Origin of the sequence: Cytobacillus sp. FSL W7-1323, assembly GCF_038595015.1 — a bacterium.
Lineage (GTDB): Bacteria > Bacillota > Bacilli > Bacillales > Cytobacillaceae > Cytobacillus > Cytobacillus kochii.
This window is the reverse complement of the sequence record NZ_CP151998.1, coordinates 2309037-2334915: the sequence shown is the minus strand read 5'-3', so window position 1 is coordinate 2334915 and position 25879 is coordinate 2309037. Positions and strand designations below refer to the sequence as shown.

The following is a 25879-nucleotide window of genomic DNA, read 5'->3' as shown; positions in this document are numbered from 1 at the left end:
GAAAAAGAGCAAGAAATATCGAATAAAATTATAACAAGTAAAAAATCGAGCTTTTAGCCAAGTAAAGCTCGATTTTTTGCTTCTAGAATACTGCTATTATGTATCTTCTTTCAAAATATAAAGGGAGGTGCAATCAGAATTGTATAAAGTTTTTTCATTTCAATCAACAATTCTGAATCAAACAAGAACGATTCGTATGTATACACCCAAAAATTACCTCAATACAAATAAACGGTTACCAGTGCTTTACATGCATGATGGACAGAATATCTTTCGAGATGAGGATGCGATTGGGGGCGTTTCTTTATCTTTCGAAAAGGCGTTTGATGACCACGATTGTCAAATGATTGTTGTCGGGATTGATAGTATCCAAACACAAAGAATAGAAGACTATAGTCCGTGGCAAAGGGGTGAGTATAGTCAGCAATTTCATATTGATGACAGTTGCCAACCAGATGGACAAAGATATATTGATTTTGTAACAAATGAACTGAAGTCATTTATAGATAAACATTATCGTACAAACCCTGATAATACAGCTATAGCAGGTATCTCTTTAGGTGGACTTATATCAGCTTATGCAGTTTGTGCTTATCCGACTATCTATAAGAGTATGGCAGTTTTCTCTTCCTCATTTTATCGAAATCAAGAAAAAATAGAAGATTTAATTAGAAATTCAGATATTTCACATGTGAATAAAATTTATATAGATTGTGGTAGTTTAGAAAGTGATGATAATAAGGTCAATCACGCTTTTATCCACTCTAACGATGAAGTTGCGAAGGCATTTCAGACAGAATTAACCATTATCAATGGTGCCAAACATGATTATTCACATTTTAGGCATCGTGTAAGTAAGATATTAATAAATTGGTTTTCTAAAAAAGGATAAATTGTAATTTGATTGAAATTACGAAGTGTAGTATTAGACAGCATTTAATCAAAAGTTGTTTTCGGACATATTGTAAGTGAATACTAGTGTGTTATAAAAACAACAAATAGGTGAACTAAGTTTTTACAAATCTTTGTGTGTAGGTTATATCAAAATGAGGGGTTTTATAGTTTGTAAACTTACCTATGTTTCGATAGAACTTAAAAAAAGGATCAAAGCACTCATAACCAAACCGTATTAGGAATTACCTCTCATTTCCGTTTCTCTTTACTCTAATGTATAGCTATTTTGGTCCAATATAAACATTTTATTAGACGCTTATGGCTTTACCATTCGAAAACTACATTTTCATTAACTCATCAATTTACTTATTTAAAATAAAAATGCACCTCCTCTGTTAGATCATGTCTAACAGATGGGGATGCAGTTCAAATGGGATAGAATCAAGTATTAAATCTTAATATCAACTTTCCCTTTTTCTTTCAAGTCATCAACATGTTGAGCAAGTACTTCTTGTTGTTTTTGCTGTTGGATAGATGCTTTAATTTGTTCTTTTACATCTTCAAGTTTTGGCACTTCTTGATCGGCACCTTCACTTTGTGTTTTTACTTCTTCATACGCTTTTTTGATTTCATCTTCTGATACTTCACCAGTAGGTACTTCTTTTTCAACGTATTGGTTGAATTGAATGCTATCAGCGATTTGTGCTTTTAATTCTTTTTCATCTAATTTAGATTGTTCTAGAGCAGCTGCAAAGGCTTTTTCATCTTCAAACTGACCTTTTGTCTGCTCAAATTGTTCATTGATATCTTCTTCAGAAGCTTTAATCCCTTTTTTATCTGCTTCTTGAAGGATAAGTGCTTGTCCAACAAGGCTATCAATTACTTGAGTCTTCATTTGTTCAGATGTTTCTTTAGTAGTTGGGTCTTGACCCATTTGTTGCATTTGCCCTTGTAGTGTAGTAAGTGTCAAATTATAATCAACACCTAAGATTTTTTCATCATTCACTACAGCAACAGTTGAATCATCCTCAACCATTTGTTCGTCTAATTTCTTCTGCATTTCTTCTTGTTTTTTCTTATCTTCAGCAGATAATTCAGTGTTTTGCCCTTCGTCCTTCTTCTCAGCATCTTTTGCTTCTTCGTCTCCTCCACAAGCGGCTAAGAAAAGCACCATCAAACTTGTCATTAATAAAACTGTCCATTTCTTCATAATCAATCTCCTTCCTGCAAGCAGAATGATTTTTTGATTAAAATCATCTAGTGCGCATTATATAGTATGTTTGGCTAAAAAGAAACCAATAGACCCTCCAATTATAAGATGTAATCAAATTGAAAAATCAATAAAAATTTTAACTATTTACATATGATACCAGCAAAACAAGAGATTAGCCATTCTTTTCATATTAAAGAGGAAAAAATGCCTGTTCTTTTATTACAAAAGTAACAAAAATTATAAGAATTTTCAGAGGGAATATCACATACTTAAACCTAGATAAGATATGATAGAAAGTAGAAGGATAGAGGATATGCAAATTGCTTTCTTTGCGCGACTTGCACCTTTCAACCAACCCCATCTTTTTCTATCCCTATCAAAGTTAAAATAATCAACAGCAAAAATTAATAAGAGAAAAGTAATCATACCTAACAAATTCATTGCTAATAGACCTCCTAAGTTAGAATGTATTCTTCTATAATTATATGGAAGGTTTCTACTATCTATGAAGCTTAAGCAAAAGAATGAATGATAAGGCGCAAAATGATATCGAATATTAGTGATGCTTTCATTATTCACGATATATTGCTGACGCGTTTAGTGAATATAATGATTCTTCATCTAGTTCCTTAGATGAAACAATGGCAGAAGGAAAAGAGGCAATAGAAAACGGTGAACAAAGTTTAAACAGCTCTCATCAAGATATGCCAGTAGCCGTGGTCAGTTTTCTAATCTTGACTAACGAGCTCTATTCAAGACGCTAAGATTAAGGAGGAGACAGGATGAATAAAAAAACGAAGATTTGGATGCAGCGTAATGCTCGACCACTTGAATTGGCACGATGGGAATACCTATTTGATGGAGGGTCACGAGAAAGGGTCATTCAGTATTTAGCGTCCTACCAAAACGAAGATGGAGGTTTCGGCAATGGATTGGAACCCGATTTCTGGCTGCCAGATTCTTCGGCTATTGCTACATGGTCAGCGTGCCAACAATTAATAGAAGTGAATGCGACTAAGGATGAAAAGATAGTAAGGAATCTCGTCAACTATTTATTACTTTCTTATAATAGAGAAGCGGAACTTTGGCTCACAGTAACACCAGAACATAACCTTTATCCCCATGCCCCTCATTGGCAATATACAAAAGATGTTCAATCTAAGTGGATGTATAATCCATCAGTTGAATTAGCTGCCTATTTGATACATTGGTCGAACGAGGAGAGTGAAGCAAATAAGTTGGGATGGCAAGTAATTGAAAAAGCCTTAACCTATCTGCAGCAAGCGGAAGACATGGGATTTCATGAGATTAATAATTATCAGAAGGCAGCTAACTTATTACAGGACAAAATGGGTGATTCCAAAAAAGTGCTTGCTAAGATCCATCAACTAGCAGAGCGAGCGATGAACAAATTACCAGATACATGGGGGAAAAGTTATGGCGCAACGCCACTAGATTTAATTCATAATAAAGAGGACCTTCTATATCATCAATATCGCAATCTTGTAGAAGAAAATATTGTTTACTTACATAAAACAATTACAACGGAGGGGGTATGGAACCCTTCTTGGGATTGGGGAGACGATCAGTTGAATTTTGCTGTAGCTAAACAACAATGGATAGGCATTATTGCCATTAATAATCAGCAGAAATTACAGATCTTTCAATAAAATCTTTTGCTTCATAGGGGTTGTACATATGAACACGGATAAAAACCAATCCATTCTATCATATATAATGAATCTATTAACTACACTCACTTTCTTACTTATTCTACTAAATGTTTTCCTTCTAAGTAGTGTTGGTTTTGATTTATACGCATGGAAGCAGTCATATCAATCATGGGTTTATCTTTATTGCATCATTTATGCTCTACTCGTTGCTGTGGTTATTGATGGGTTTTCGGTTAAATTAACTTTATCCTTGTCAGCTCAGGCCATCTTTTATACAGTCGCTGGCTTTATAGCTTTCTTTCCTCTTACGGGATTCAGCTTTTTTACCTTTTTCGCAGGTGTTTTCGCTGCATTTATAGCTGTTATCTTTTTCTTTTGCTATAAAATCGTGAAACACTATCATAAAAAGTTATGGGTAATTGTCCTACTTCTTCCCGTGTTAGTTGCCTTATCCACCATAGATTATACAGAGAAGAAAGACTGGCATGAACAAACGTCAGAAAACTCATTTTCTGCTCAATTTACTCATTTTAATGGTATGCACCCTATTCCTATTTCACTTGCTCGTGGTGAAATAGTCTACATAACCATTCAATTTTCACCTGAAAATGAGGGTGGCTATGGTTATTATATTTTAGACGAAAAAAATCAAGATGTGTCTTATCAGATGATAGAGGCAATCGATCAAGACGTGAACAATTTTCGAATCTATTTTACAGCAAATACAACAGGTGAGTATCGTGTTTTCATAACTGGTTCAGATTTAAAGGGGAGAATAAAAGTCAATTGGAAGTGAGGTGATTACTGGGTGAGGTTAAGGCAGATGGCCGTTGCGTTTTTAACCAATCGAAATGGTGAAGTTTTATTATTACAAAAACCTTCCACGCACGCATTTCTTCCAGAGAAACTCGTTCCAATCGGTGGTCATATGGAGCCAGATGAGCTAAATGACCCAGAACGTACGATTATAAGAGAAGTGAAGGAAGAGACTGGACTTATGTTAGATAAACTACAGTTAAAGTATATTGTTCATAGATTAAAAGCAGATGAAAATGAGATAAGGGTTCAATATGTTTTCTTTGCAAACTTAAAGGATAATGTACCGATTATTTCAGGTGAGGAGGGAGAATTGTGCTGGGTCAGGATGAAAAATCTGCAAAAAGAAAACGTTTCTGAAACGTCGAGAGCCATTGCTAGTCATTATAATGAACACCTGGAAAATGAATTAATCTATACCGGCACAATGAAATCAGACAACGGCAAAGCCACTATTACTTGGAGTGTACTAGAAGATTGGTTGTAGGAAAGGACGGCATACATGACTAAAGAATTCTTGAAAATCTTTGATGAACATTATAACGAAATTGGTATAGCAACAAGAGACGACGCGCACGACAATGGCTATTGGCATGAGGTCTTTCATTGTTGGCTACTAAGTCAGGAAGGAGAAACAGACTACCTCATTTTACAAGTCAGAAGTGCGCAAAAGAAAGATTATCCTAATTTGCTAGATATTACTGCTGCAGGGCATTTATTAGCGGATGAAACAATTGAGGATGGAGTTAGGGAAGTAGAGGAAGAGCTAGGCATCGATGTCTCTATAAAACAACTTTCCTCTGTTGGTATGCTTCGCTATGCCATAGAAACCGAAAAGATGAAAGATAGAGAGCATGCACATGTTTTTTTATATCGTGGATTATTCAACTGGGATCAATTTTCTCTTCAAGAGGAAGAAGTAGCCGGTTTGGTTAAAGTGAAATGGACTGATTTTTGCCGATTATGGGTGGGGGAACAAGATACGATTCCTATTATAGACCGATCTATCTTAGATCCTAGGCAAAGTGATGAGCTGAACACTAATATCACTCAAGCACACTTTGTTCCGCATTCTCCTTCATTTTATCAAGATGTCATCAGATTGATTCAACCATTGCTAGTAAATAAAGGAGGTATTTGATGGCTTTTAAAATTGAATTATTTGTAATAGACTTGCAGCAGTCGATTCAGTTTTATAAGGAAATATTATGAAACAAGGGGAGAATAGTGCCTTGTTTAAGAATGAGGATACTTTTCTCTTACTCACAGGAGAATCCATTCTAGACGAGGACCATTACTTCAGAAAAAGGAATTTAGCAAATAAGGGAGTGGGCGTTTAGTTGATTCTAGGTGTGGATGACGTCAATGATCATTACGAGCAAATCACAAAAGTCGCACTAGGAGTCATAGAATCTCCTATTAAACACCAAAGTTGGGGGGCAACTGATTTTAGAGTCATTGACCCAGATGGATATTATATACGGCTAACTTCAAAAGGATAGACCTCCAGTACAGTTGAATATTCGTCTTATAAAAATTTTAGGGGGAAGAGAAATATGCAAAAGGTAGTTGAGGGGATCAATCATTGGATAAAAACATTACCAGATGAGTACAATTCTATGTCAGAATTAGAAATTTCTAATCGACCATTACCAAATAAATGGTCAAAAAAAGAAATTTTAGGACATTTATGTGACTCTGCAATAAATAATATTGAGAGGTTTATAAAAATTCAGTATGAAGAACAAATGTATGTTATTCAATCATATAATCAAGATCAATGGGTAAAGCTTCAGAATTATCAAGATAGACCGCTTGGTGAAATAATAAACCTTTTTCAGACATTAAATAAGCAAATTCTCAATATTGTTAAAAATGTTCCTAGCGAAAGCTTATCTAAACTTTGTGACATAGGCAATAATCAACATAAGACACTCGAGTGGCTTATTCAAGATTATCTTTCGCATATGGAACACCATATTCACAATCAAATTTTAATTAAAAATAACGATTGATAAATTTAGTTTTTATTCGAGAATAGGGCGCATTTTCGGAGGAAGGAGTGTGCTCTTTTTACATCTATGCATTTATAACAAAAACCAGCTAATGTACTGTCTAGGGATTAGCTGGTTTTTACTCTAATTGAAATAATGATTTAAGAGACTTTTAATAGGTAGTCGCTAACCCATTTAAAAGTTCAAAAGTTCCGTATGTATTTTTTTATGGTTATTCCCTTATGAATGAATCTCATTTCTATATGATATTCGTATAGAAATTCAAAAGCACCGAGTTCTTTCATTTAATAGGCACCTTCATTAACGATATTTTATTTTCAGCTTATATTTTATGGTTGGATAATAGATTAGAGGGTATCTCATTTTCGAACATCGGTATTGTATTTTTTATAATTATCTTCACTATTATCATTTTATTGATTCAAAAAAAGGGGAAAGCGTTAGAAGAAGATAAAAAAGAGAAGTAAAGCGAACAGAACAGCAACTCTAAAGCAAATAACCTACCTTAAATTAGAATTCCAACTTGATAAATATATATACAAAGCTCATACATTTTAGTAGACTTAACGCCTCAATATTGGCAGTTAGTTACCAAAAGCCAGAACCCATGTGGAATCTGGCTATTTCTTTGCGTTTTTGTTGGCCTAGTATATTATTCATGTTAAGAAACAGTGATAAGGCACGATTCGTTCTTTTTAAAGAATGAATGAAAACATGAATAAAACCTTCGTCACCTCCCCCTTTTACTGCTTTTTTTTTAAAAAAAAGCCACCTTAAGGTGGTTAATCAACTAACAGTCGGTTGGGGTGATTTTCACTATATACAAATGAAAATTTCTATTAATTGTTAAGCACCCGTTTTTTTATCATTTTTATTCAACCTTTTTCTTTTTGTCTTCTTTCCAACCTATCCAAATAGCTACGGCTAAAGCAAATGCCACTCCAATATAAGCCATTCAGTAACCCTCCTTTTTGGAAAACGCCCTGATTGTTTACTAATTTTCCGCAAAGCCGTTGAGAAATCTACGTTTTAACAGTAACACACCATTCATAAATATTACGAAACAATTGTAGAAAAGGTTTCATTAAAGGGGTATTAACAGAAAAAAACTACCATAAAGTGGCGGTCATTCCGCTTCTTTTTTACGGAATGAAAGATTAGACTAAGTAGAAATATGGTAATTAGGATTTTTCATACATTTATACAACTTTATATTATCTCAATCATAATTTAAATTTTTTTTCTGCTGCAATGATTAAAAGCAAGTAAATGTGTAAACCATTTTACAATCAAACAATGCAGCATGGTTTGGTTTAATTCTGTAGATAGATCCCTATTTATTATATAACTTCATATATAGTGTAGCGTTTAGTAGTCCCTTACTAAAGTAAATTTGTCCCGAATTGCTAATAAAGTTAAGATATTAAAGCCAAAGGCATTTATTGCAAAATATGTAAAAAGAACTTTTTATTCTTCTAAACAATTGGGCTCGAAGAAAGGAGCGTATTTTTACCGAAGTAAGCAAGTGTGTTTCGGCATCTTGCCATTGATAATTTCTCACGATTAGAAATAGATTTGCAGGTTAGGAAAAGGAGAGTAAATAAATACATAGAGAACCCGGAAAAATCCCTATTAGAAAACAGCACTTTTCCGGGCATTTCTTTTTAAATTATCTGTAGCAAGGCTCTTTTTTTGATTAATGAATGGTAGCCTTTTGATGTGCTTGTTTTACCATCTCGATAAATAATTTCATCCAACGATTATCCTCTGTCAGTTCAGGGTGGAAGGAGGTAACAAGTAGATGATCTTGTTTGGCAGCTACAATTTGGTTATCATATGTAGCTAACACTTCCACATGCTCTGTTACTTCTGTAATAATGGGCGCTCTAATGAATACTGCTGGAACATTGTCTGTGAAGCCCTTTACTTGTAACATTGTTTCAAAACTGTCTTTTTGTCGACCGAAGGCATTTCGCTTTACACTTATATCCATTAACCGTAAATGCGCTTCACTACCATCGGCTAACTCATTAGCTAGTAATACTAAACCCGCACAAGTGCCAAAAATTGGTTTCTTTTCTGCTGAAAACTGCTGAATTGGTGCTTTGAATTCATAATAATCAATTAGTTTTCTTATTGCCGTACTTTCTCCACCAGGAATAATTAAAGCATCAAGTGATGATAGTTCACTTGCTTTTTTTACGGCTACAGCGGCTTGCCCGGCTGACTCGATTTGTTTTATGTGCTCAGAAACGGCTCCTTGCAAGGCGAGTACGCCAATTTTCAACATTACCAACCACGCTCCTGCATTCTTTCTTCTAAGGATAATTTAGAAATATCTAATCCTTTCATAGCAGCACCGAGTTCTTGCGAAAGCTTCCCGATTAAATCGTAGTCTTTATAATGCGTTGTTGCTTGCACAATGCTATGAGCAAACTTTTCTGGATTTTCAGATTTGAAAATACCCGATCCTACAAAGACACCGTCAGAACCAAGTTCCATCATAAGAGCAGCGTCTGCTGGTGTTGCAATCCCTCCAGCAGCAAAGTTTACTACTGGTAATTTGCCATTTTTCTTAATTTCACGAAGGATATCATATGGTGCACCTAAGAGTTTAGCTTCTGTCATGAGTTCATCATCATTCATTAAAGTGATTTTCCGAATTTGTGCTTGAACTTTTCTCATATGTCTTACTGCTTCAACAATATTACCTGTGCCCGGTTCACCTTTCGTTCTTAACATGGATGCACCTTCACCAATTCTTCTTGCTGCTTCACCTAAATCACGACATCCACACACAAATGGAACCGTAAACTCACTTTTTAAAATATGGTACTCTTCATCTGCAGGGGTTAATACTTCACTCTCATCTATGTAATCAACACCCATTGCTTCTAACACTCGTGCCTCAACAATATGTCCAATTCTAGCTTTGGCCATGACAGGAATAGACACTGCCTGCATCACTTCTTCTACAATTCTTGGATCGGCCATGCGAGCGACTCCTCCAGCTGCACGAATATCCGAAGGCACGCGCTCTAATGCCATAACAGCAACTGCGCCTGCTGCTTCAGCGACCTTTGCTTGTTCAGCATTGACGACATCCATAATGACACCGCCTTTTTGCATTTGTGCCATCCCGCGTTTTACTGTTTCTGTACCTACTAATTGACTCATTTTCATTCCTCCATTGCATTTTTCAGATTTGTTTATTAGTATAAAAAGGAACTGATATGATTGTAAGTATCAGTTTTTGATAATTTTATAGTATCAGTTAGAGGGGGCAGTTAGATGGATTACTTAGCTTGTGAGTTGTTAAGAGACAGTGATGTACCTTTATATGAGCAATTATATGACTATATTAAAGGCGAAATAACAGTGGGAAGATTACTAGAAGGAGATAAGCTTCCATCTAAACGAAAATTAGCCACCTTGTTAAAAATAAGTCAAAATACTATTCAAACAGCGTATGAACAGCTTGAAGCGGAAGGTTATATTGAAGTACAAGCGCGCAGAGGCTACTTTATATTACCATTAACAGACTTAGAATATATCGAAAGTAAAATGAAGAATGAAGGTTCAACAGTTGGTGTTTATCCTAAAGAACAAACCGCGATTTATGATTTTCACCCGAGCCAAATTGATACTGTTCACTTTCCATATGATAAATGGCGAAAGTATGTGAAACAACATATTGAACCGGTTCATCAGTCCTCATTACTGCTTGGTGAAAACCAAGGGGAACTTGATTTAAGGCAGGAAATTGCGCAGTACTTATATCATTCCCGTGGCGTAACTTGCAAGCCTGAACAAATAGTAATTGGCGCAGGTGTAGAAGTTCTTTTACAACAGCTGATTTTTCTATTTGATAAAAATACAGTCTATGGGGTGGAAGACCCAGGTTACCATTTAATGATGAAGATACTACATAATTACGGATATGAAGTGTATCCACTGTTAGTGGATAGACAAGGAGTCGACATTCACGCCATAAAAAAATCACCTATAGATATCCTGTATACGACACCTTCACACCATTTCCCTTATGGAACCGTTTTACCGATTCAACGAAGACAACAATTGTTGAATTGGGCAGCAGAGAAGGATGATCGCTACATTATTGAAGATGATTATGACAGCGAGTTTCGCTATAACGGAAAAACGATACCGTCTCTGCAAAGTATGGACAGAGGGGAAAAGGTTATTTATTTAGGCTCTTTTTCTAAATCTTTTATTCCATCATTGCGAATTAGTTATATGGTTTTGCCAAAACCCCTTGTTAAATCTTATAAAGAAAAATTATCTTTTTATCATTGCACGGTTTCGAGAATAGACCAAAATGCTTTAAGTGGATTTATGAAAGACGGGGAGTTTGAAAAGCATTTAAACCGGATGAAAAAAGTTTATAGAAGAAAGGTCGAAATAGTTCTAAACGTACTCAAGTCCTTTCCGCAATTAGAAGTTATGGGAGAAAGCTCTGGATTACATGTCGTATTGATTGTCAAGAACGGAATGAATGAAAGCGAACTCGTAGCACGCGCAAAAAGAGAGCGCTTGAAAATTTATCCATTATCTAATTACTCCATAATTAGAAGAGATGATAAAGAACCGCAAATTATATTAGGCTTTGCAGGTATTATTGAAGAGCAATTGGAACACAGCTTGAAAGCATTGTTCAAAGCGTGGGGGATGGATGAGATTGATTAGATAAATCTATCTTTGCTTGATTCAATAAAAAAATTAGAATTAAGTACTTTAAGATAATCAACAACGAACAAATTCTTATCATATAACTGAACTTGTTCGTTGTTAATTTTACTTAGAAAGGTTTTAGCGAGTAAAGTTAGGGCATAATCCGATGGCCAAATATATTAAGTGTACCCAATCGATAGGAGACGTAATAGGCGATTATTAATATGATAAGCATGATGATAAAAAATAGGTAATCAGTCGCTTTGATTTTCATTACAGTATAATAGGTTCGATCTTTTGACCCTGTAAAACCTTTTGATTCCATTGCAATTGCGACTCTTTCAGCCTTCCGAATGGCGCCAGCTAATAGGGGGATAAAATATTGTCTCGTATGTTCCACGCGATTTCTCCATCCTTTTGCACGACCAAGGCCCCGAACACGATGAGCTTTCTTTAACAAGTCTAATTCGTGCTTGCAGGTTGGAACAAAGCGATACCCTGCCAAAATACCATAAGTTAACTTAGGTGAAAGGCGAACTTGCTGCATTAAACTTAACATAAATTTTGTTGGATCAGTTGTAAAAGCAAAGAGTAAAGATAACCCTATAAAACACAATGACCTTAGTGCTAAACTCATACTAACTATAATGCTACCCATCCTAATATCAAAAGAAAAGAACGAAAAAAAAATAGGACCAGTTGCGTACTTATCATCCGTATACAGCATTGTCATCCAAGCTAACCCGAGCGCAAAAAAGGACATCGGTATAAAGTAAAACAACCATTTCTTTATGTTCAGTTTACTGAAGAAAAAGGTAAGTATCAGGATATAAATAAACATAATCGCTGGTGTAATAATATCAAAGGAAAAGCTCAACAAAATGGCAGGTAAGATAACCGTAATAGCTTTTATGGTTGGATTTAATGAGTGTATCATATCGTCATCTCTTCATTTATCAACCGTAAGCGGTAAGGTATCCTTAATCTGGCTCTTTCTAAAAGGTCAGTTTTTCGCCAAAGTGCTTTAGGTGTACCATCATAAACGATCTTTCCTTGTTGCATAACCAAGACATTATTACAGTATGAATCAACTAAATCCATGTCATGTGTAACGAAAACGATGGTGGCCCCTTTATCATTTAGGTGCATGACTTTACGCATAAATTGAGAGGTCGTATAGGCATCTTGTCCAAATGTTGGTTCATCGAATAGAAGTAAATCAGGTTTGGAATGTAACATCGTTGCTACACTTAGCCTTCTTTTTTGGCCACCACTTAAGGAAAATGGATTTTTCCACTTATCAGATAAGAGATCAAAATCGGTTAATAAATGATGAACCATTCTTTCTGTTTCTTCTGTAGAATAGCCACTTAGCTTGATACCAAAACACACTTCATCGTATACAGTTTGGTTAATAAATTGATGCTCAGGATTTTGAAATACATAGCCCATATTCTTATACAATTCGTTTTCATGCCAATTACTTAATGGAGTGTTTAAAAAATCAATTGAGCCTGATACGGGCTTAATTAATTTGGCTATTAACTGTAATAAAGTAGATTTACCAGCACCATTTTCGCCAACTATTGCGCAAAAGTCCCCTTTTTTGATTGAAAAGGAAAGTTCATTTAGGATTTGCTTATTTTTATAGTTAAATTGTATATCTTTAAGATTGACGATTACTTCTGTACTTTCTTTTTCACTTGATGGTCGACTAGGCATTTTCCTATTTTCATACCTTTTAGGAACTCTTATACGATTCTTCGTCAACTTATGTAAATGATTTTGAAAACCTTCCTTCGGCGTACTATCTAAAAGTATTTCTCCTTTTTTATTAAGCGCAACCAACCGATGAGCGTATGGTTCCCAGTCATCGATTTCGTGTTCAATTACAAGCAAACCAAATCTTTGTTGTTTTTGAATCTTAATAATTGTCTCGATAAACTCGAGGCTAGATATCGGATCTAAATTTGCTGTAGGTTCATCTAAAATTAAGTATTGAGGGTCCATTAAAAGGATAGAAGCTAGCGCAACCTTTTGTTTTTGTCCTCCTGAAAGATGGTGAATGTTATGTTTCATATATTGTGATAATCCTACAATATCTAGCACATGTTCTATTCTTTGTTTCATTTGGCATCTGGGAATAGACAAGTTTTCTAACACAAATGCTAATTCATCTTCTACACGAACCATGCAAAACTGACTTTCTGGATCTTGAAAGACAATGCCTATTTCTTGGTTTATTACTCCTTTAGGGTAGGAGGAGATATTTCTCCCTTTATATAAAAGGTCCCCTGAAGTAAAACCTTCAACCGCCTCAGGATATAGACCATTTAAACATAGTGTAAGTGTACTTTTGCCAGAACCACTTGCTCCAAGTAATAAAGTCACTTCCTCTGCATATAACTTACAGCTTACATTATTTACAGAAGGCTCATCGTGTTTATCAAAGGAAAATGAGAAAGAGTCTAATTCAAAAATTGGTTGATGATTTTCCATGCCTTGCTAGTACCTCCTTCCCAATAGGGTACCCATTTAAAACACCAGTTTTCGCTAGTTGATCTGCTAATATTTTTCCTAAATAACCAGCAATGATAGCTCCACTTAAGAGACGTATAACAAACATTGTCATAATAAGCCAGGATTCATAGGCATGAAAACCTGATACAAAGAAATGGTAAGGAAAACTAATAAATGCAGCGCTGACACCTGAAAAAACGAGAATACGAGGTTGATAATTTTTCCATTTTGTCAGAGCAAAAGCGATTTCCGCCCCTAATCCTTGCACCATCCCTGAAAGAATTAAAGTGGGTCCAGATGTTGAGCCGACAAGTACTTCGGTAATAGCAGCAATGGTTTCTGCTGTAAAAGCAACGCCTGGCTTTCTGATAATGTAAGCAGCTATTATGGATACAATAAACCATATGCCATAAATCAATTCATAACCAATGGGTCCAAACCCAAACGGGGTAAGGATGGCAACAAGAACTTTACCGACCCCAAAAAACCCTAAATAAATAAAGCCAAATACGACACCCAGGACTGACATGAGAACAATATCTTTCAGACGCCATGATTTTATCATGAGACTTTCACTTCTTTAGCTTTTCCAGTAGGGCTGTTAGCTGATAATGTGAATGTCATTGTCACATGAGATACATCTTGCTTGGTCTGATCGAAAACGTTCTGTAACAAGTTAAAAATATCATTCACCTTGCCATCAAGCCTTGTGGCATAATGGCTATGGCTAACGTTTACTTCAGTCTCCTTGGACCAATCAATTTGCTCATAAATTTTTTCCATATAATCTTCCCTCCCTAAGGGATAGAGGGCAAATTTACAACCTGCAAGCTGGTCTATTTCTTTTGTATCATCCTTGTTCAAGGCAATGTCAGATTCGTCCATGTATACATCTGCTGCTGAATCTCCTGGACAACCAATCGAAAAGGTACCACTCATAGCGATGTGTTCTCCTGTTTTAGCTGCGTGTAAAAAGATTGCCCTCACTACATCAAAAACATGAATTTGCTTACCACGGATACAAGTAGATACATCATCAGTTTCTGACCACACCTTTGACATGTTCACTTCTTTAAGGGCAAATAAGATGATGTCCACATACCTCTCACTCATTGGAGAAAGCGTAAACTGACAACCTACGATACTACTTGTTCCACATAATTGATTCATACAAAAATCTCCTTTTAACATTTTTTGAACAAAAAAAACTGCACCCCGATGGAATGCAGTTTGGCTATGCAGAAAAAAAAGAGAATACACTGACCAACTGCACTTCCCCACGCTAGTATTATCTAGATCGGGTTATAAGGGTCAGGCAATTGCCTTCTCAGCCATTAAATATAGCTCCCCTAGCGCATTCGATATATTTTATTTGTTCGTCTATCCTATCATAAGCAAAAAATCATTATCTGTAAACCAATACTTGTCAATTGATAATGTAGTAGAGATAAATACAATTTACTAATTGATACGTAAATGATGCAAAAGAGTAAGGAATACAGTTTAAATCGCAATATAGTAGAGGTGAATAAAATATTGATGTGAAGAATGTTGATATATTCGCATACTATTTAGAATGAAGAATAACCCGATTACTAATTTCAGTAATAATGGTTGTCATTTCTTCCGGAGATTCTTTCATCCCATTCATTAACCATTTTTCAATTACATAAATACATCCACTAATTACAAAGTAAATCATATATTTTGATTTATCTAGATTTATGACCTGCTGTTCTTCCTTTAAACTATTAATAATGATTGATTGTGCAGTATCAATCACTCTCGTTTGAAAAGCTTTGTTACCATGGTCACTAAATAAAACAAGAAAATCAGCACTACGTTTATAAACATAATCTAATAAATACTTTGTCATTGCAAAAGTTTCATTTGTCTCATTATGGTTGTACTGTTTTAAAGTGACCTGTAATTCTAACAAAATCTCATCTTCAATATGCTGGAGTAAATCAAATTGATCACGATAATGACTATAAAAAGTAGAACGATTGATATCTGCTTTTTGACATAATTCTTTAATGGTAATGGAGGAGATTACTTTTTCTCTTAATAATACCATTAAACTTTCCTTTAACACCATACGAGTATATTGTTTCCGACGATCCAATTTTTTGTTCATCATGCCAACCCTCACTTTTTTAGAGAAATCCAACAAAGTACGCTTAAATGTTGGATGTTAAACATTTTTTACACAACTGTTTGTTGTTTATCTAACACAGTGGTATGTATAATGTTACTGTAAAAGAATTTCAACATCAAGAAGTGGGGAAACCAATAATGATTGAGTTTATTATTCGTTATAAAAAATCTGTAACAATCATTTTCTTTTTGTTATCAGTGCTTTCTGCTATTGGATTTCTGTTTGTGAATGTTAATTATAATATGAAAGATTATATCCCAGCAGAAGCTGAATCTACCGTTGCTTTAGAAGTGATGGAAGAGGAGTTTACTAGTGGCATTCCAAATACAAGCGTAATGGTTGAGAATGTAACAATCCAAGAAGCGCTCGTTATCAAAGAGAAATTAAATAAGGTTCAAGGTGTAACTGATGTGATGTGGTTAGATGATGCGATGGACATAAGAACACCAATAGAAACCGGAGACCAAGGCACAATAGAAAATTACTACAAAAATAATCACGCTCTTTATTCTGTCACCATTGAGAGTGGCAAAGAGGTCGAAGCAACAGAAGATATATATCAAATAATTGGTGAGAAGGGATCACTTATTGGCGAAGCTGCAAATACAGCTACGCAGCAGAAAATGACAGGGCAAGAAACGTTACTCGCTGCAGGGATACTTATTCCCATTATTATCATTATACTAGTTCTCTCGACAAACTCTTGGGTTGAACCGCTCTTTTTCTTAACGGCTATCGGTGTATCGGTAATTATTAATTTAGGGAGTAATGTTTTTATAGGAGAAGTGTCCTTTGTGACACAATCAGTCGCACCAATTTTGCAGTTAGCTGTTTCCTTGGATTACGCTATCTTTTTATTACATAGTTTTCAAGATTATCGTAAACAAGGGCATGAGCCAAATCAAGCTATGAAACTAGCTATGAAAGAATCGTTTAGTGTCATTGCCTCGAGCGCATCTACAACTCTATTTGGATTTATTGCATTATTGTTTATGGATTTTGAGATTGGATCAGACCTAGGTTTAAACCTTGTTAAAGGAATAATTTTAAGTTTTATAAGTGTGATGGTATTCCTTCCAGCACTTACATTATTATTCCATCATTGGATTGAAAAAACACAGCACAAATCATTAATACCAAATTTTAAAGGTATTGGAAAAAAAACATTAAAGTTAAGGTTTCCGGTCTTGATTTTCGTCTTACTTCTCGTTATACCTAGCTTTTTAGCACAAAAAGAAACCTCATTTACTTATGGAATGGGGGATCAACCTGACAGTACTAGGTTAGGGCAAGACATCCAAAAAGTAGAAGAAATATTTGGCGAATCAACCGCTGTAGTATTATTGGTACCTAATAATGAAATAGGTAAAGAAAAAGAAATGATAGCATCTATTGAAGAGGTTGACCATGTCTCAAATGTAATTGGCTACACGAATATGGTTGGTTCGACTATTCCGCAAGAATATTTAGAGGAGGAAGCAAAGGAACAATTCTTATCCAATAATTACAGTCGAATCATCATTAATACTGATGCAGGAACAGAAGGAGATATTCCTTTTCAATTAGTAGAAGAGATAAGGGAAATAGGTACTAAGTATTTTGGTAATCAAGCGTTAACTTTAGGCGAAAGTGTTGCACTTTATGATATGAAATCAACGGTTACAGAAGATAATTCTTTAGTAAATACTTTAACCGTTATCGCGGTTGGATTCGTGTTACTTGTCACATTCAAATCATTATCATTACCGATTATCTTATTATTAACAATACAATCTTCTGTTTGGATTAATCTCGCCATACCCTATTTTACCGATACGTCATTAGTATTTATTGGTTATCTCATCGTTAGCACTGTACAGCTTGCAGCAACGGTCGATTATGCCATTTTATTAACAGAGACTTATAAGCATAATCGTGGAAAACTTTCTCCAAAACAAGCGATGAGAAAAACAATTGATGAGAAATTATTTTCCATTATCGTGTCTGCCTCCATTTTATCTAGTGTCGGATTTATATTATGGCTAACTTCTTCAAATCCAATCGTCGGTTCTATTGGATTATTATTAGGTAGAGGAGCATTGCTCGCGTTTTTACTCGTTATCCTTTTTCTACCTGCATTATTATTACTATGTGATAAATTGATTCAAAAAACATCTCTACAAATGGACTTTAGTAACAAGGAGGAAAAACATGAAGATCATTAAATGGATGCTTATCACTGCTTCCCTATTTTTCTTTCCTGTGATGAATATACATGCTGAATCACAAACAGTTAAAGGCGGAATGAGTAAAGGGAAAGTAGCAAACAAAAATGAAGTGATTTATGCTAACTTGCTAGCAGACGGTAACCTAACCGAATTATATGTTGTCAATTCGTTTGAACTGATAGAACCTGGTGTGATAGAAGATTTTGGGAATTACCAAAAGGTTAAAAATCTAACTGACACATCAAAAATTAGCAAAGAAAATGATCAGATCACATTACAAGCAAAAGAAGAAAATTACTATTATCAAGGAAACTTACCAAATAACTTTGAGTTACCTTGGCGTTTTACAATTAATTATTACCTTAATAATAAAAAGGTTGAACCAGAAAATTTAGCTGGTAAATCGGGCGATATAAAAATGGAAATTGCTGTAGAAGCGAATGAAGGTAAGCATTCTTCATTCTCTGAAAATTATATGCTGCAAATTAGCATACCGCTGAACACTGAAAAATTCAAGGATATAAAAGCCGAGAATGCCACTGTTGCACAATCCGGCAAAGATAAGCAGCTCACTTTTACCGTTATGCCGGAGCAGGAAGAAGTATTTACGATTGAGGCAGAAACAAATCATTTTGAAACAGAAGGTGTGCAAATATCTGCTTTACCTGCTTCACTTGCCATTGATAGCCCAGATACTGAAGAATTGACGAGTGAGTTTCACTCATTAACTGAGGCAATTGGTGACATTCATCATGGTGTCGGAGACTTAGCAATAGGAATGAATGAACTATCATCAGGCTTACGGTCTTTAGAGGGTGGGTCTGCACAATATAAAAAAGGACTAAATGAATTAAGTCAGTCTGGTAACCAATTAACAGAAGGATCAGCACAAATAAATAATACTTTATCTTTGATTAAAGATGAGATGAAACAAGCCAGTGGCGTAAGTGGTATTGGGGAACTCGAGAATGTAACAATCGATCTGCCTGAGGTAGCGGATAATCTAGAACAAGCAGCAAATGATGTAGACCAAGTAGTTGTTAATTATAATGAGGTAAAAACACAAATCAATCGTGCTCTGGAGCAGATACCAGATAACCAAATTTCAGATAAAGAGATAAATAAATTATATGAAAGTAATGCGGATAAAGAGGTAATTGATCAATTGGTAGAAACCTATAGAGGGACAAAAGCTGCTCAAGAAGTTCTACTACTAGCCAAAGATAACCTTACAGACATGGTTGAACCGCTATCAACCTTTAGTCAATCAATGAGAGAAGCAGCAGGTAACCTTCGTGCAATATCATCTAATATAGACGAATCTATTCTTCAAATTGACATTGATGAAGGGTTAAAACAATTGACATCTGGTGTTGAAGAAATGGTATCTAACTATAATCAATTCCACCAAGGGTTACTTGCTTATACAGGCGGTGTTTCTGAATTAAGTACATCATATAGTGACATCCATGAAGGAATTAGCGGTTCTCTATCTGGAGCTGAGCAACTAACGAAAGGAGCTGGCTCGCTTCATAATGGAACTGGACAATTACATGATGCAACTAAAGACATTCCTGATGAGGTGACAAAAGAAGTGGATGAAATGATATCGCAATATGATAAATCTGATTATGAGCCAATTTCTTTTGTATCAGATAAAAATAATGAAAAGTTGGAACTAGTCCAATTTGTCATCCAAACAGATAAGATTAAAATAAAAGATAACAAAGAAGATGTAAAAGAAACAAAAGATAAAGTAGGATTCTTCGAGAAACTTCTTAACTTATTTAAGTAAACTTGAAAAACACGCCACTGCAATCTAGGAGGCGTGTTTCTCTTTTCGGTGGTAAATTTATATAAACCTTTCATGTTACATCAAACGATCGGTCAAAATGAAGAATTAGGCTTTCTTCTACTCGGGTTGTAGGAGTGGATTTAATCAATGACTCTAGCTTATATTGTGGTTGGAAGAAAAATGATAAAGAGCCTAACTTTTTCATCATTTTAAGCTGAGAATACATATTCTAAAAAATAAATTGTAAATTTTCCGAAAAATTGATATATTGTTAGTGTGAAAACTAAATAAGCTAAATAAACAGGTGCTTGTTCATCAAGCTTAAAAGGGAAACCGGTTAGACTCCGGTGCTGTCCCGCAACTGTATATGCGAGCGGATTGTACATAACCACTTATTCATTATTGAATGGGGAAGGAGCAAATCCGCCACGACCATAAGCCAGGAGACCTGCCTGTTTTAGCCAACATCATTACCTACGCGGATAGGGGGTGTTAAGTGCGGATAGAAGAACATGTATATAACACTACACATGTTTATTTGTTTGTCCACTCGTTACTTAACAACTTCTTTTAATAGGAGTTGTTTTTTGTTTGAAGGAGGTTTGCTTCTTAGTACTGATTTGAGCAAGCGCTCAATCAAAGGAGATAGAAAGATGTAAAGGGAGTGCACGATGGCGAAGCTAAAAAAAACGCTAGAAGAAAAGGGAGATATTTTTTCTCCTGAAGATTTTCTTGAAGAGGAACAACTCATTGCACAAACGGCAGAATTATTTATTAAGAATGAAGTGTTGCCCCAAATGGATTCATTAGAAAAAAAGAACTATGAAGTGGCTAAGAATCTGTTTAAAAAATCAGGGGAACTTGGTCTACTTGCTATTGATGTACCTGAAGATTATGGCGGGTTTGCACTTGGTAAAAAATTATCCGGGCTTATTGCTGAAAAGATAGGATACGGTGGGGCTTTTAGTGTTTCCTATAATATTCATGTAGGTGTTGGCACATTACCGTATGTTTATTTTGGTTCAGAAGCACAAAAACAAAAGTATTTACCACAACTCATCTCTGGGGATTGGATTGGTGCTTATGCCTTAACGGAAGCAGGAGCTGGATCAGACGCACTTTCACCTAAAACAAGAGCTATTTACAACAGCAAGAGTGATAGTTGGATAATAAATGGGGAAAAACAATGGATTACCAATGCTCACATAGCAAATGTGTTTGTTGTGTTTTGCCAAACAAATGACGGGATGACTGCTTTTATTGTTGAAAAAAACACAGCAGGCGTATCTATTGGTGCAGAAGAAGAAAAGATGGGTATTCATGGATCATCAACAGCTACTCTTATATTGGAAGATGTCGTTGTGCCATCCGCTAATATACTAGGAGAAAAAGGAAAAGGTCATCAAGTTGCCATGAATATATTAAATCTTGCTAGATTGAAGCTAGCTTTCTCGAATATTGGCACAGCTAAACAAGCCTTCAACTTTTCTCTTAGCTATGCGAAAGAGAGACAACAATTTGATAGAGCGCTGGTTGAATTTACGTTGATACAAGAAAAATTAGCTGAAATGGCGACATCTATTTATGCAAGTGAAAGTGCCGCTTATCGCACAGCAGATATGATTGATCAAGCTCCAACGGATGAAGGAATCACCTCTTTAAAAGCATTCGCAATGGAATGTGCCATAAACAAAGTACGATGCTCTGAAATGCTTGGGCATGTAACAGATGAGGCCGTTCAAATTCACGGTGGATACGGTTATATGAGAGATTACGATGTTGAGCGACTATATAGGGATGCTCGAATCAGTCGTATCTTTGAAGGAACAAACGAAATCAATCGCTTAACCATAGCAAAAAACTTACTTCACAAACACTCATCTAAAGATATCACAATCAATACCCCGACACCATTACACCGAGATAGAAACAGCCAATTTATTGAGTTAGGAAAAGAACTGTTATCGCTGTCTTTGAAAGCGGTTTCAAATGCAAAGATTGATATTAATAGAGAACAGCAGTATGCACGTCTTTTAGCTAATATCATCACAGAACTATACACAATGGAAGCGACTTATATGCGGACTTCAAAACTGCAACATCGAAAACAAAATCAAAAGTGGAAAGATTTAGCGACTGATATTAAATGCGAACAATGCTTTCAATATTTGAAACAACAAACGATTAGCCTGATTTCAGCAGCGATACTTGATGAAAAAGAACGATTCGTTGCATTCGCAAATATTGAAAATTACCAAATCCCACTCTACAGCAATCTGTTATTGAAAAAAAGGCAATTAGCACAAATACTTATTGATCAACCAAAATTACTGAAATGAAGGGAGCTAAAATGATGGGTGAGAAAATCGGTTTTATTGGTTTAGGGAATATGGGTTTACCGATGGCGCAAAGCTTATTATCAGAAGGCAATGAAGTGTACGGCATCGACCTCAACAAAGATGCTGAAGCGGCATTGCTAAGGTCGGGAGGTGTGATTGGATTATCAATCAAAAATATCATAAAGCAAGTAAATTTTATTTTCACAAGCTTACCTTCAATGAAAGCGGTGGAAGAAATCTATTTAGGTGAGGAAGGATTGATTACAAAAGGACGGGAAGGCATTGTCCTGATTGATACAAGTACTGTTGCTCCTAGCTTGAATCAAAAATTAGCAGAAGAAGCAAAAAAGAAGAGGATTCATTTTCTTGCTGCTCCTGTCAGTGGGGGTGTAATCGGTGCTGAAAATCGTACTTTAACCATTATGGTCGGTGGTCCTAAACAAGCTTTCGAGCAATCCCAACCATTGTTAAATATTCTTGGAGAGAATATTTTTCATGTGAATGAACGAATTGAAAGCGGAACTGCAGTCAAATTAATCAATAACTTACTTATCGGTTTTTATACTGCTGGTGTAAGCGAAGCCTTAAATCTGGCAGAAAAAAGCAACATTAATTTAGCGCAATTATTTGAGATGTTGAATGTGAGCTACGGCCAAAGTCGGATATATGAAAGAAACTATAAAAGTTTTATCGCGAACGAAGATTATCGTCCCGGTTTTACCTTGCAGCTATTAAATAAAGATCTTGGTTTCGCGCTTGATTTAGCCAAGGAACACGAATTGCAATTGCCAGTTAGTGAATTACTATTAAATATATACAAAAATGCTGAAAACGAGGGTTATGGAAGCCAAGATATGGCTGTTCTTTATGAAAAAGTGAAAAATGATCAAACAAAAAATGCCAAAGAAACGGGGATGAAGGAATGATTAAAACAGAAATTCCAACAATGAAAAACCATATTAATGGTGAATGGGTTGATTCAAGTAGTAAGGAAGTGGAAGCCGTACCGAATCCGGCGAATGGGACAATTATTGCTTACGTCCCCCTTTCTGGTAAAGGAGATGTTGATTTAGCTGTCAAAGCTGCTGCTGCGGTCTATCCTAAGTGGGCTGAAGTACCCGTCCCAAATAGAACGCGTCTGCTTTACCAATATCTTCATTTGTTAAAAGAGGAAAAAGAAAACCTCGCTCAAATTATTACAGAGGAAAATGGAAAAACATTAAAAGATGCGCGTGGTGAGGTACAAAGAGGAATTGAAGTCGTTGAACTCGCAACCTCCACTCCTTATTTAATGATGGGAGATGCTCTTCCTAGTATTGCCGAAGGGATAGATGGCTCAATTTGGCGCTATCCGCTTGGTGTTGTTGCTGGGATTTCCCCTTTTAACTTTCCAATGATGGTTCCTTTATGGATGTTTCCTCTGGCAATCGCCTGTGGGAATACATTTATACTGAAAGCTTCTGAAAGAACGCCGATCTTGGCTGGTAGACTCGTAGAGTTATTCTATGAGGCAGGTTTTCCTAAAGGGGTACTAAACCTTGTACATGGAGGAAAAGACGTGGTTAATCGCTTATTAGATCATCCAGAAATTCGTGCAATTTCATTTGTTGGGTCAGAGCCGGTCGCCAAACATGTTTATCAAACTGGCACCGCTCACGGAAAGAGAGTACAAGCATTAGCTGGTGCGAAAAATCACGCAGTTGTCACATCTAGTTGTCATCTAGAAAAAACGGTTCAAGGTGTTATTGGCGCAGCGTTTGGAAGTAGTGGGGAACGATGTATGGCTTGTTCTGTGGTAGCCGTTGTAGAAGATATAGCAGATGAGTTTATGAACCTACTTGTAGCAGAAACGAAAAAACTTACTGTCGGGGATGGTCGCTTTGAAGAGCATTTTGTTGGACCACTCATTCGTGACACTCATAAATCCCGTGTGTTACAATATATCGCCTCAGGGGTATCTGAAGGGGCCCATTTAATCGTAGATGGCAGGGATACAGAGACGACAGAAGATGGTTATTATGTAGGTGCAACAATATTTGACAATGTAACATCCGATATGAAAATTTGGCAAGATGAGATTTTTGCACCGGTCTTAAGTGTCGTTAGAGTAAAAACATTTGAAGATGGCATCGCCTTAACGAACCAATCAAAATTTGCCAACGGAGCTGTTATTTATACATCTAGTGGTAAAGAAGCACAAATTTTCAGGGAGAAGATTGATGCAGGCATGATTGGTGTAAATGTGAATGTACCTGCTCCTATGGCCTTTTTCTCTTTTGCTGGTAATAAATCATCATTTTATGGAGATTTAGGAACTAACGGAAAAGATGGTGTTCAATTTTATACAAGAAAGAAAGTTGTAACTGAACGTTGGTTTTAAAAAAACGGAAGGAGAGATTGTATGACAGATGAAGTACTCTTCACAGTAAATGATAAAGGGTTAGGTGTGATTACACTCAACCGTCCGAAAGCGCTAAACTCACTTTCTTTAGCAATGGTTCAACCACTTAAAGAAAAGTTACTGCGATGGAAAAACAATAATCACATACAGATGATTCTGATCAAAGGAGCAGGAGAAAAAGGCTTGTGTGCAGGTGGAGATATAAAAGCATTATACGATGCCCGCTTGAATGGAAAAAATAAAAGTCTGGCAATGCAATTTTTCAAAGAGGAGTATGAATTAGATCAATTAATTTATGACTATCCAAAGCCCATTATCGCTTATCTTGATGGTATTGTAATGGGAGGGGGAGTTGGACTGACTTATGGGGCAAACTATCGTATCGTAACTGAACGGACGAAGTGGGCCATGCCTGAGATGAATATTGGCTTCTTCCCTGATGTAGGTGCAGCCTTTTTCCTTAACAAAGCTCCAGGCTATATTGGCCGTTATTTAGCGTTGACGGCAGAGACGATACATGCATCTGATGTTCTCTACATAGGAGGAGCTGATTATTTCATCAAGAGTGAACAATTTAACTCCCTCTTAGAAAATCTAGAGAATATGAATTGGTTAGATGTAAATCTCGATTATAACTTGAATGATTTACTCAACCAGTACGCCAACAACGAAAGCGGAGAAAGTAAGTTATCTCAATTACAAGAAGAAATTGATTTGCACTTTTCTTTTCAAACATTAGAAGAGATTCTACACTCTCTTCGTGAACATCCTAGTGATTTCGCTACAACGACAAGTGATATCTTATTATCTAAATCACCTTCATCACTTAAAGTCACACTTAAGCAACTGATTGACGGTGAAGAACAATCTCTCACAACTTGCTTAGAAACAGACTTAATACTTGCTAGAAATTTTTTAAACCATAGTGACTTTTATGAAGGTGTACGGTCAGTGGTCATTGACAAAGACCGCGATCCCCAATATGACTTTGCACAATTATCCGATTTTACATCTCAACATGTTGAGGGATTCTTTCAAAAAAAGTAAGCTAACTCTGAACGCACATAAAAACAATAAAAAAGTAAACTTCATTGAATTAAAAAACCTTGTAAGCCGATTGTAGCTTTAAGCTCCACGCAAGCAAGGTTTTTTTATT

General features: G+C 35.8%; 23 protein-coding genes and 2 riboswitches. Of the genes, 14 read left to right on the top strand and 9 right to left on the bottom strand.

Annotated elements, in window-relative coordinates:
- Positions 1 to 139 precede the first annotated feature (139 nt).
- Positions 140 to 892, top strand: a complete 753-nt coding sequence (locus tag MKX67_RS11955; RefSeq protein WP_342488233.1) for an alpha/beta hydrolase-fold protein — start codon at positions 140 to 142, stop codon at positions 890 to 892.
- 450 nt (positions 893 to 1342) lie between these two features.
- Here MKX67_RS11955 and MKX67_RS11950 read toward each other — a convergent pair whose 3' ends face one another.
- The gene (locus MKX67_RS11950; protein ID WP_224936505.1) at positions 1343 to 2104 is read right to left on the bottom strand and encodes a SurA N-terminal domain-containing protein; all 762 of its coding nucleotides are present in this window, start codon (positions 2102 to 2104) and stop codon (positions 1343 to 1345) included.
- Between the two features lie 264 nt (positions 2105 to 2368).
- Entirely contained in the window at positions 2369 to 2548 is a 180-nt protein-coding gene (locus tag MKX67_RS11945) for a hypothetical protein (protein ID WP_342488232.1), read from the bottom strand.
- A 341-nt stretch (positions 2549 to 2889) separates the two neighbouring features.
- Between MKX67_RS11945 and MKX67_RS11940 the strand changes: the two genes are divergently transcribed.
- The 6 genes from MKX67_RS11940 (at position 2890) to MKX67_RS11915 (ending at position 6611) form a co-directional block, all read left to right on the top strand.
- A complete protein-coding gene (locus MKX67_RS11940) occupies positions 2890 to 3777 on the top strand; it encodes a hypothetical protein (RefSeq protein WP_340975005.1) in 888 nt (295 codons plus the stop codon).
- A gap of 28 nt (positions 3778 to 3805) precedes the next feature.
- Entirely contained in the window at positions 3806 to 4576 is a 771-nt protein-coding gene (locus MKX67_RS11935) for a hypothetical protein (protein WP_322909368.1), read from the top strand.
- A gap of 12 nt (positions 4577 to 4588) precedes the next feature.
- Complete coding sequence (locus tag MKX67_RS11930) at positions 4589 to 5083, top strand: NUDIX domain-containing protein (RefSeq protein ID WP_341093635.1); 495 nt, start codon at positions 4589 to 4591, stop codon at positions 5081 to 5083.
- Between the two features lie 15 nt (positions 5084 to 5098).
- The gene (locus MKX67_RS11925) at positions 5099 to 5737 is read left to right on the top strand and encodes an NUDIX domain-containing protein (protein ID WP_342488231.1); all 639 of its coding nucleotides are present in this window, start codon (positions 5099 to 5101) and stop codon (positions 5735 to 5737) included.
- Positions 5738 to 5936: 199 nt separating this feature from the next.
- On the top strand, positions 5937 to 6098 hold the full coding sequence (locus MKX67_RS11920; RefSeq protein ID WP_342488230.1) for a lactoylglutathione lyase: 162 nt from the start codon (positions 5937 to 5939) through the stop codon (positions 6096 to 6098).
- A gap of 54 nt (positions 6099 to 6152) precedes the next feature.
- Complete coding sequence (locus MKX67_RS11915) at positions 6153 to 6611, top strand: DinB family protein (protein WP_341093618.1); 459 nt, start codon at positions 6153 to 6155, stop codon at positions 6609 to 6611.
- Between the two features lie 1696 nt (positions 6612 to 8307).
- Here MKX67_RS11915 and pdxT read toward each other — a convergent pair.
- Both pdxT and pdxS read right to left on the bottom strand, forming a co-directional pair.
- Positions 8308 to 8898: a pyridoxal 5'-phosphate synthase glutaminase subunit PdxT gene (pdxT, locus tag MKX67_RS11910; RefSeq protein ID WP_322909677.1), complete on the bottom strand. Its 591-nt coding sequence runs from the start codon at positions 8896 to 8898 to the stop codon at positions 8308 to 8310.
- A gap of 2 nt (positions 8899 to 8900) precedes the next feature.
- Entirely contained in the window at positions 8901 to 9788 is an 888-nt protein-coding gene (gene pdxS / locus MKX67_RS11905) for a pyridoxal 5'-phosphate synthase lyase subunit PdxS (RefSeq protein ID WP_322909365.1), read from the bottom strand.
- Positions 9789 to 9902: 114 nt separating this feature from the next.
- Here pdxS and MKX67_RS11900 point away from each other — a divergent pair, with 114 nt between their 5' ends.
- Complete coding sequence (locus MKX67_RS11900; protein ID WP_095373256.1) at positions 9903 to 11318, top strand: PLP-dependent aminotransferase family protein; 1416 nt, start codon at positions 9903 to 9905, stop codon at positions 11316 to 11318.
- 136 nt (positions 11319 to 11454) lie between these two features.
- On the opposite strand, the gene MKX67_RS11895 is transcribed toward MKX67_RS11900, so the two are convergent.
- The 5 genes from MKX67_RS11895 to MKX67_RS11875 form a co-directional block, all read right to left on the bottom strand.
- Positions 11455 to 12240 carry an energy-coupling factor transporter transmembrane component T gene (locus tag MKX67_RS11895; protein WP_342488229.1) on the bottom strand — a complete coding sequence of 262 codons (786 nt, stop codon included), beginning with the start codon at positions 12238 to 12240 and terminating at the stop codon, positions 11455 to 11457.
- Positions 12237 to 13802, bottom strand: coding sequence for an energy-coupling factor transporter ATPase (locus tag MKX67_RS11890; RefSeq protein ID WP_095373258.1), 1566 nt, complete (start codon positions 13800 to 13802; stop codon positions 12237 to 12239). Before MKX67_RS11890 ends, MKX67_RS11895 begins: the two co-directional genes overlap by 4 nt.
- Positions 13777 to 14388, bottom strand: coding sequence for an ECF transporter S component (locus MKX67_RS11885; RefSeq protein WP_095373259.1), 612 nt, complete (start codon positions 14386 to 14388; stop codon positions 13777 to 13779). Before MKX67_RS11885 ends, MKX67_RS11890 begins: the two co-directional genes overlap by 26 nt.
- Entirely contained in the window at positions 14385 to 14993 is a 609-nt protein-coding gene (locus MKX67_RS11880) for a YkoF family thiamine/hydroxymethylpyrimidine-binding protein (RefSeq protein WP_095373260.1), read from the bottom strand. Before MKX67_RS11880 ends, MKX67_RS11885 begins: the two co-directional genes overlap by 4 nt.
- An 87-nt stretch (positions 14994 to 15080) precedes the next feature.
- Positions 15081 to 15184: riboswitch (TPP riboswitch) on the bottom strand.
- Between the two features lie 206 nt (positions 15185 to 15390).
- Complete coding sequence (locus tag MKX67_RS11875; RefSeq protein WP_342488228.1) at positions 15391 to 15960, bottom strand: TetR/AcrR family transcriptional regulator; 570 nt, start codon at positions 15958 to 15960, stop codon at positions 15391 to 15393.
- Positions 15961 to 16118: 158 nt separating this feature from the next.
- Here MKX67_RS11875 and MKX67_RS11870 point away from each other — a divergent pair, with 158 nt between their 5' ends.
- The 6 genes from MKX67_RS11870 to MKX67_RS11845 all read left to right on the top strand — a co-directional run bounded on the left by MKX67_RS11870 (position 16119) and on the right by MKX67_RS11845 (position 25770).
- Positions 16119 to 18185: an MMPL family transporter gene (locus MKX67_RS11870; RefSeq protein WP_342488227.1), complete on the top strand. Its 2067-nt coding sequence runs from the start codon at positions 16119 to 16121 to the stop codon at positions 18183 to 18185.
- Complete coding sequence (locus MKX67_RS11865; RefSeq protein WP_342488226.1) at positions 18172 to 19983, top strand: YhgE/Pip domain-containing protein; 1812 nt, start codon at positions 18172 to 18174, stop codon at positions 19981 to 19983. The genes MKX67_RS11870 and MKX67_RS11865 overlap by 14 nt, the downstream gene beginning before the upstream one ends.
- 285 nt (positions 19984 to 20268) lie before the next feature.
- Positions 20269 to 20454, top strand: a riboswitch (cobalamin riboswitch).
- Positions 20455 to 20654: 200 nt separating this feature from the next.
- Positions 20655 to 22322 carry an acyl-CoA dehydrogenase family protein gene (locus MKX67_RS11860; protein WP_342488225.1) on the top strand — a complete coding sequence of 556 codons (1668 nt, stop codon included), beginning with the start codon at positions 20655 to 20657 and terminating at the stop codon, positions 22320 to 22322.
- 14 nt (positions 22323 to 22336) lie between these two features.
- Positions 22337 to 23248 carry an NAD(P)-dependent oxidoreductase gene (locus tag MKX67_RS11855; protein ID WP_342488224.1) on the top strand — a complete coding sequence of 304 codons (912 nt, stop codon included), beginning with the start codon at positions 22337 to 22339 and terminating at the stop codon, positions 23246 to 23248.
- Positions 23245 to 24702: a CoA-acylating methylmalonate-semialdehyde dehydrogenase gene (locus MKX67_RS11850; RefSeq protein WP_342488223.1), complete on the top strand. Its 1458-nt coding sequence runs from the start codon at positions 23245 to 23247 to the stop codon at positions 24700 to 24702. Before MKX67_RS11855 ends, MKX67_RS11850 begins: the two co-directional genes overlap by 4 nt.
- Before the next feature lie 21 nt (positions 24703 to 24723).
- Positions 24724 to 25770 carry an enoyl-CoA hydratase/isomerase family protein gene (locus MKX67_RS11845; RefSeq protein ID WP_342488222.1) on the top strand — a complete coding sequence of 349 codons (1047 nt, stop codon included), beginning with the start codon at positions 24724 to 24726 and terminating at the stop codon, positions 25768 to 25770.
- The last annotated feature ends 109 nt before the right edge of the window (positions 25771 to 25879 follow it).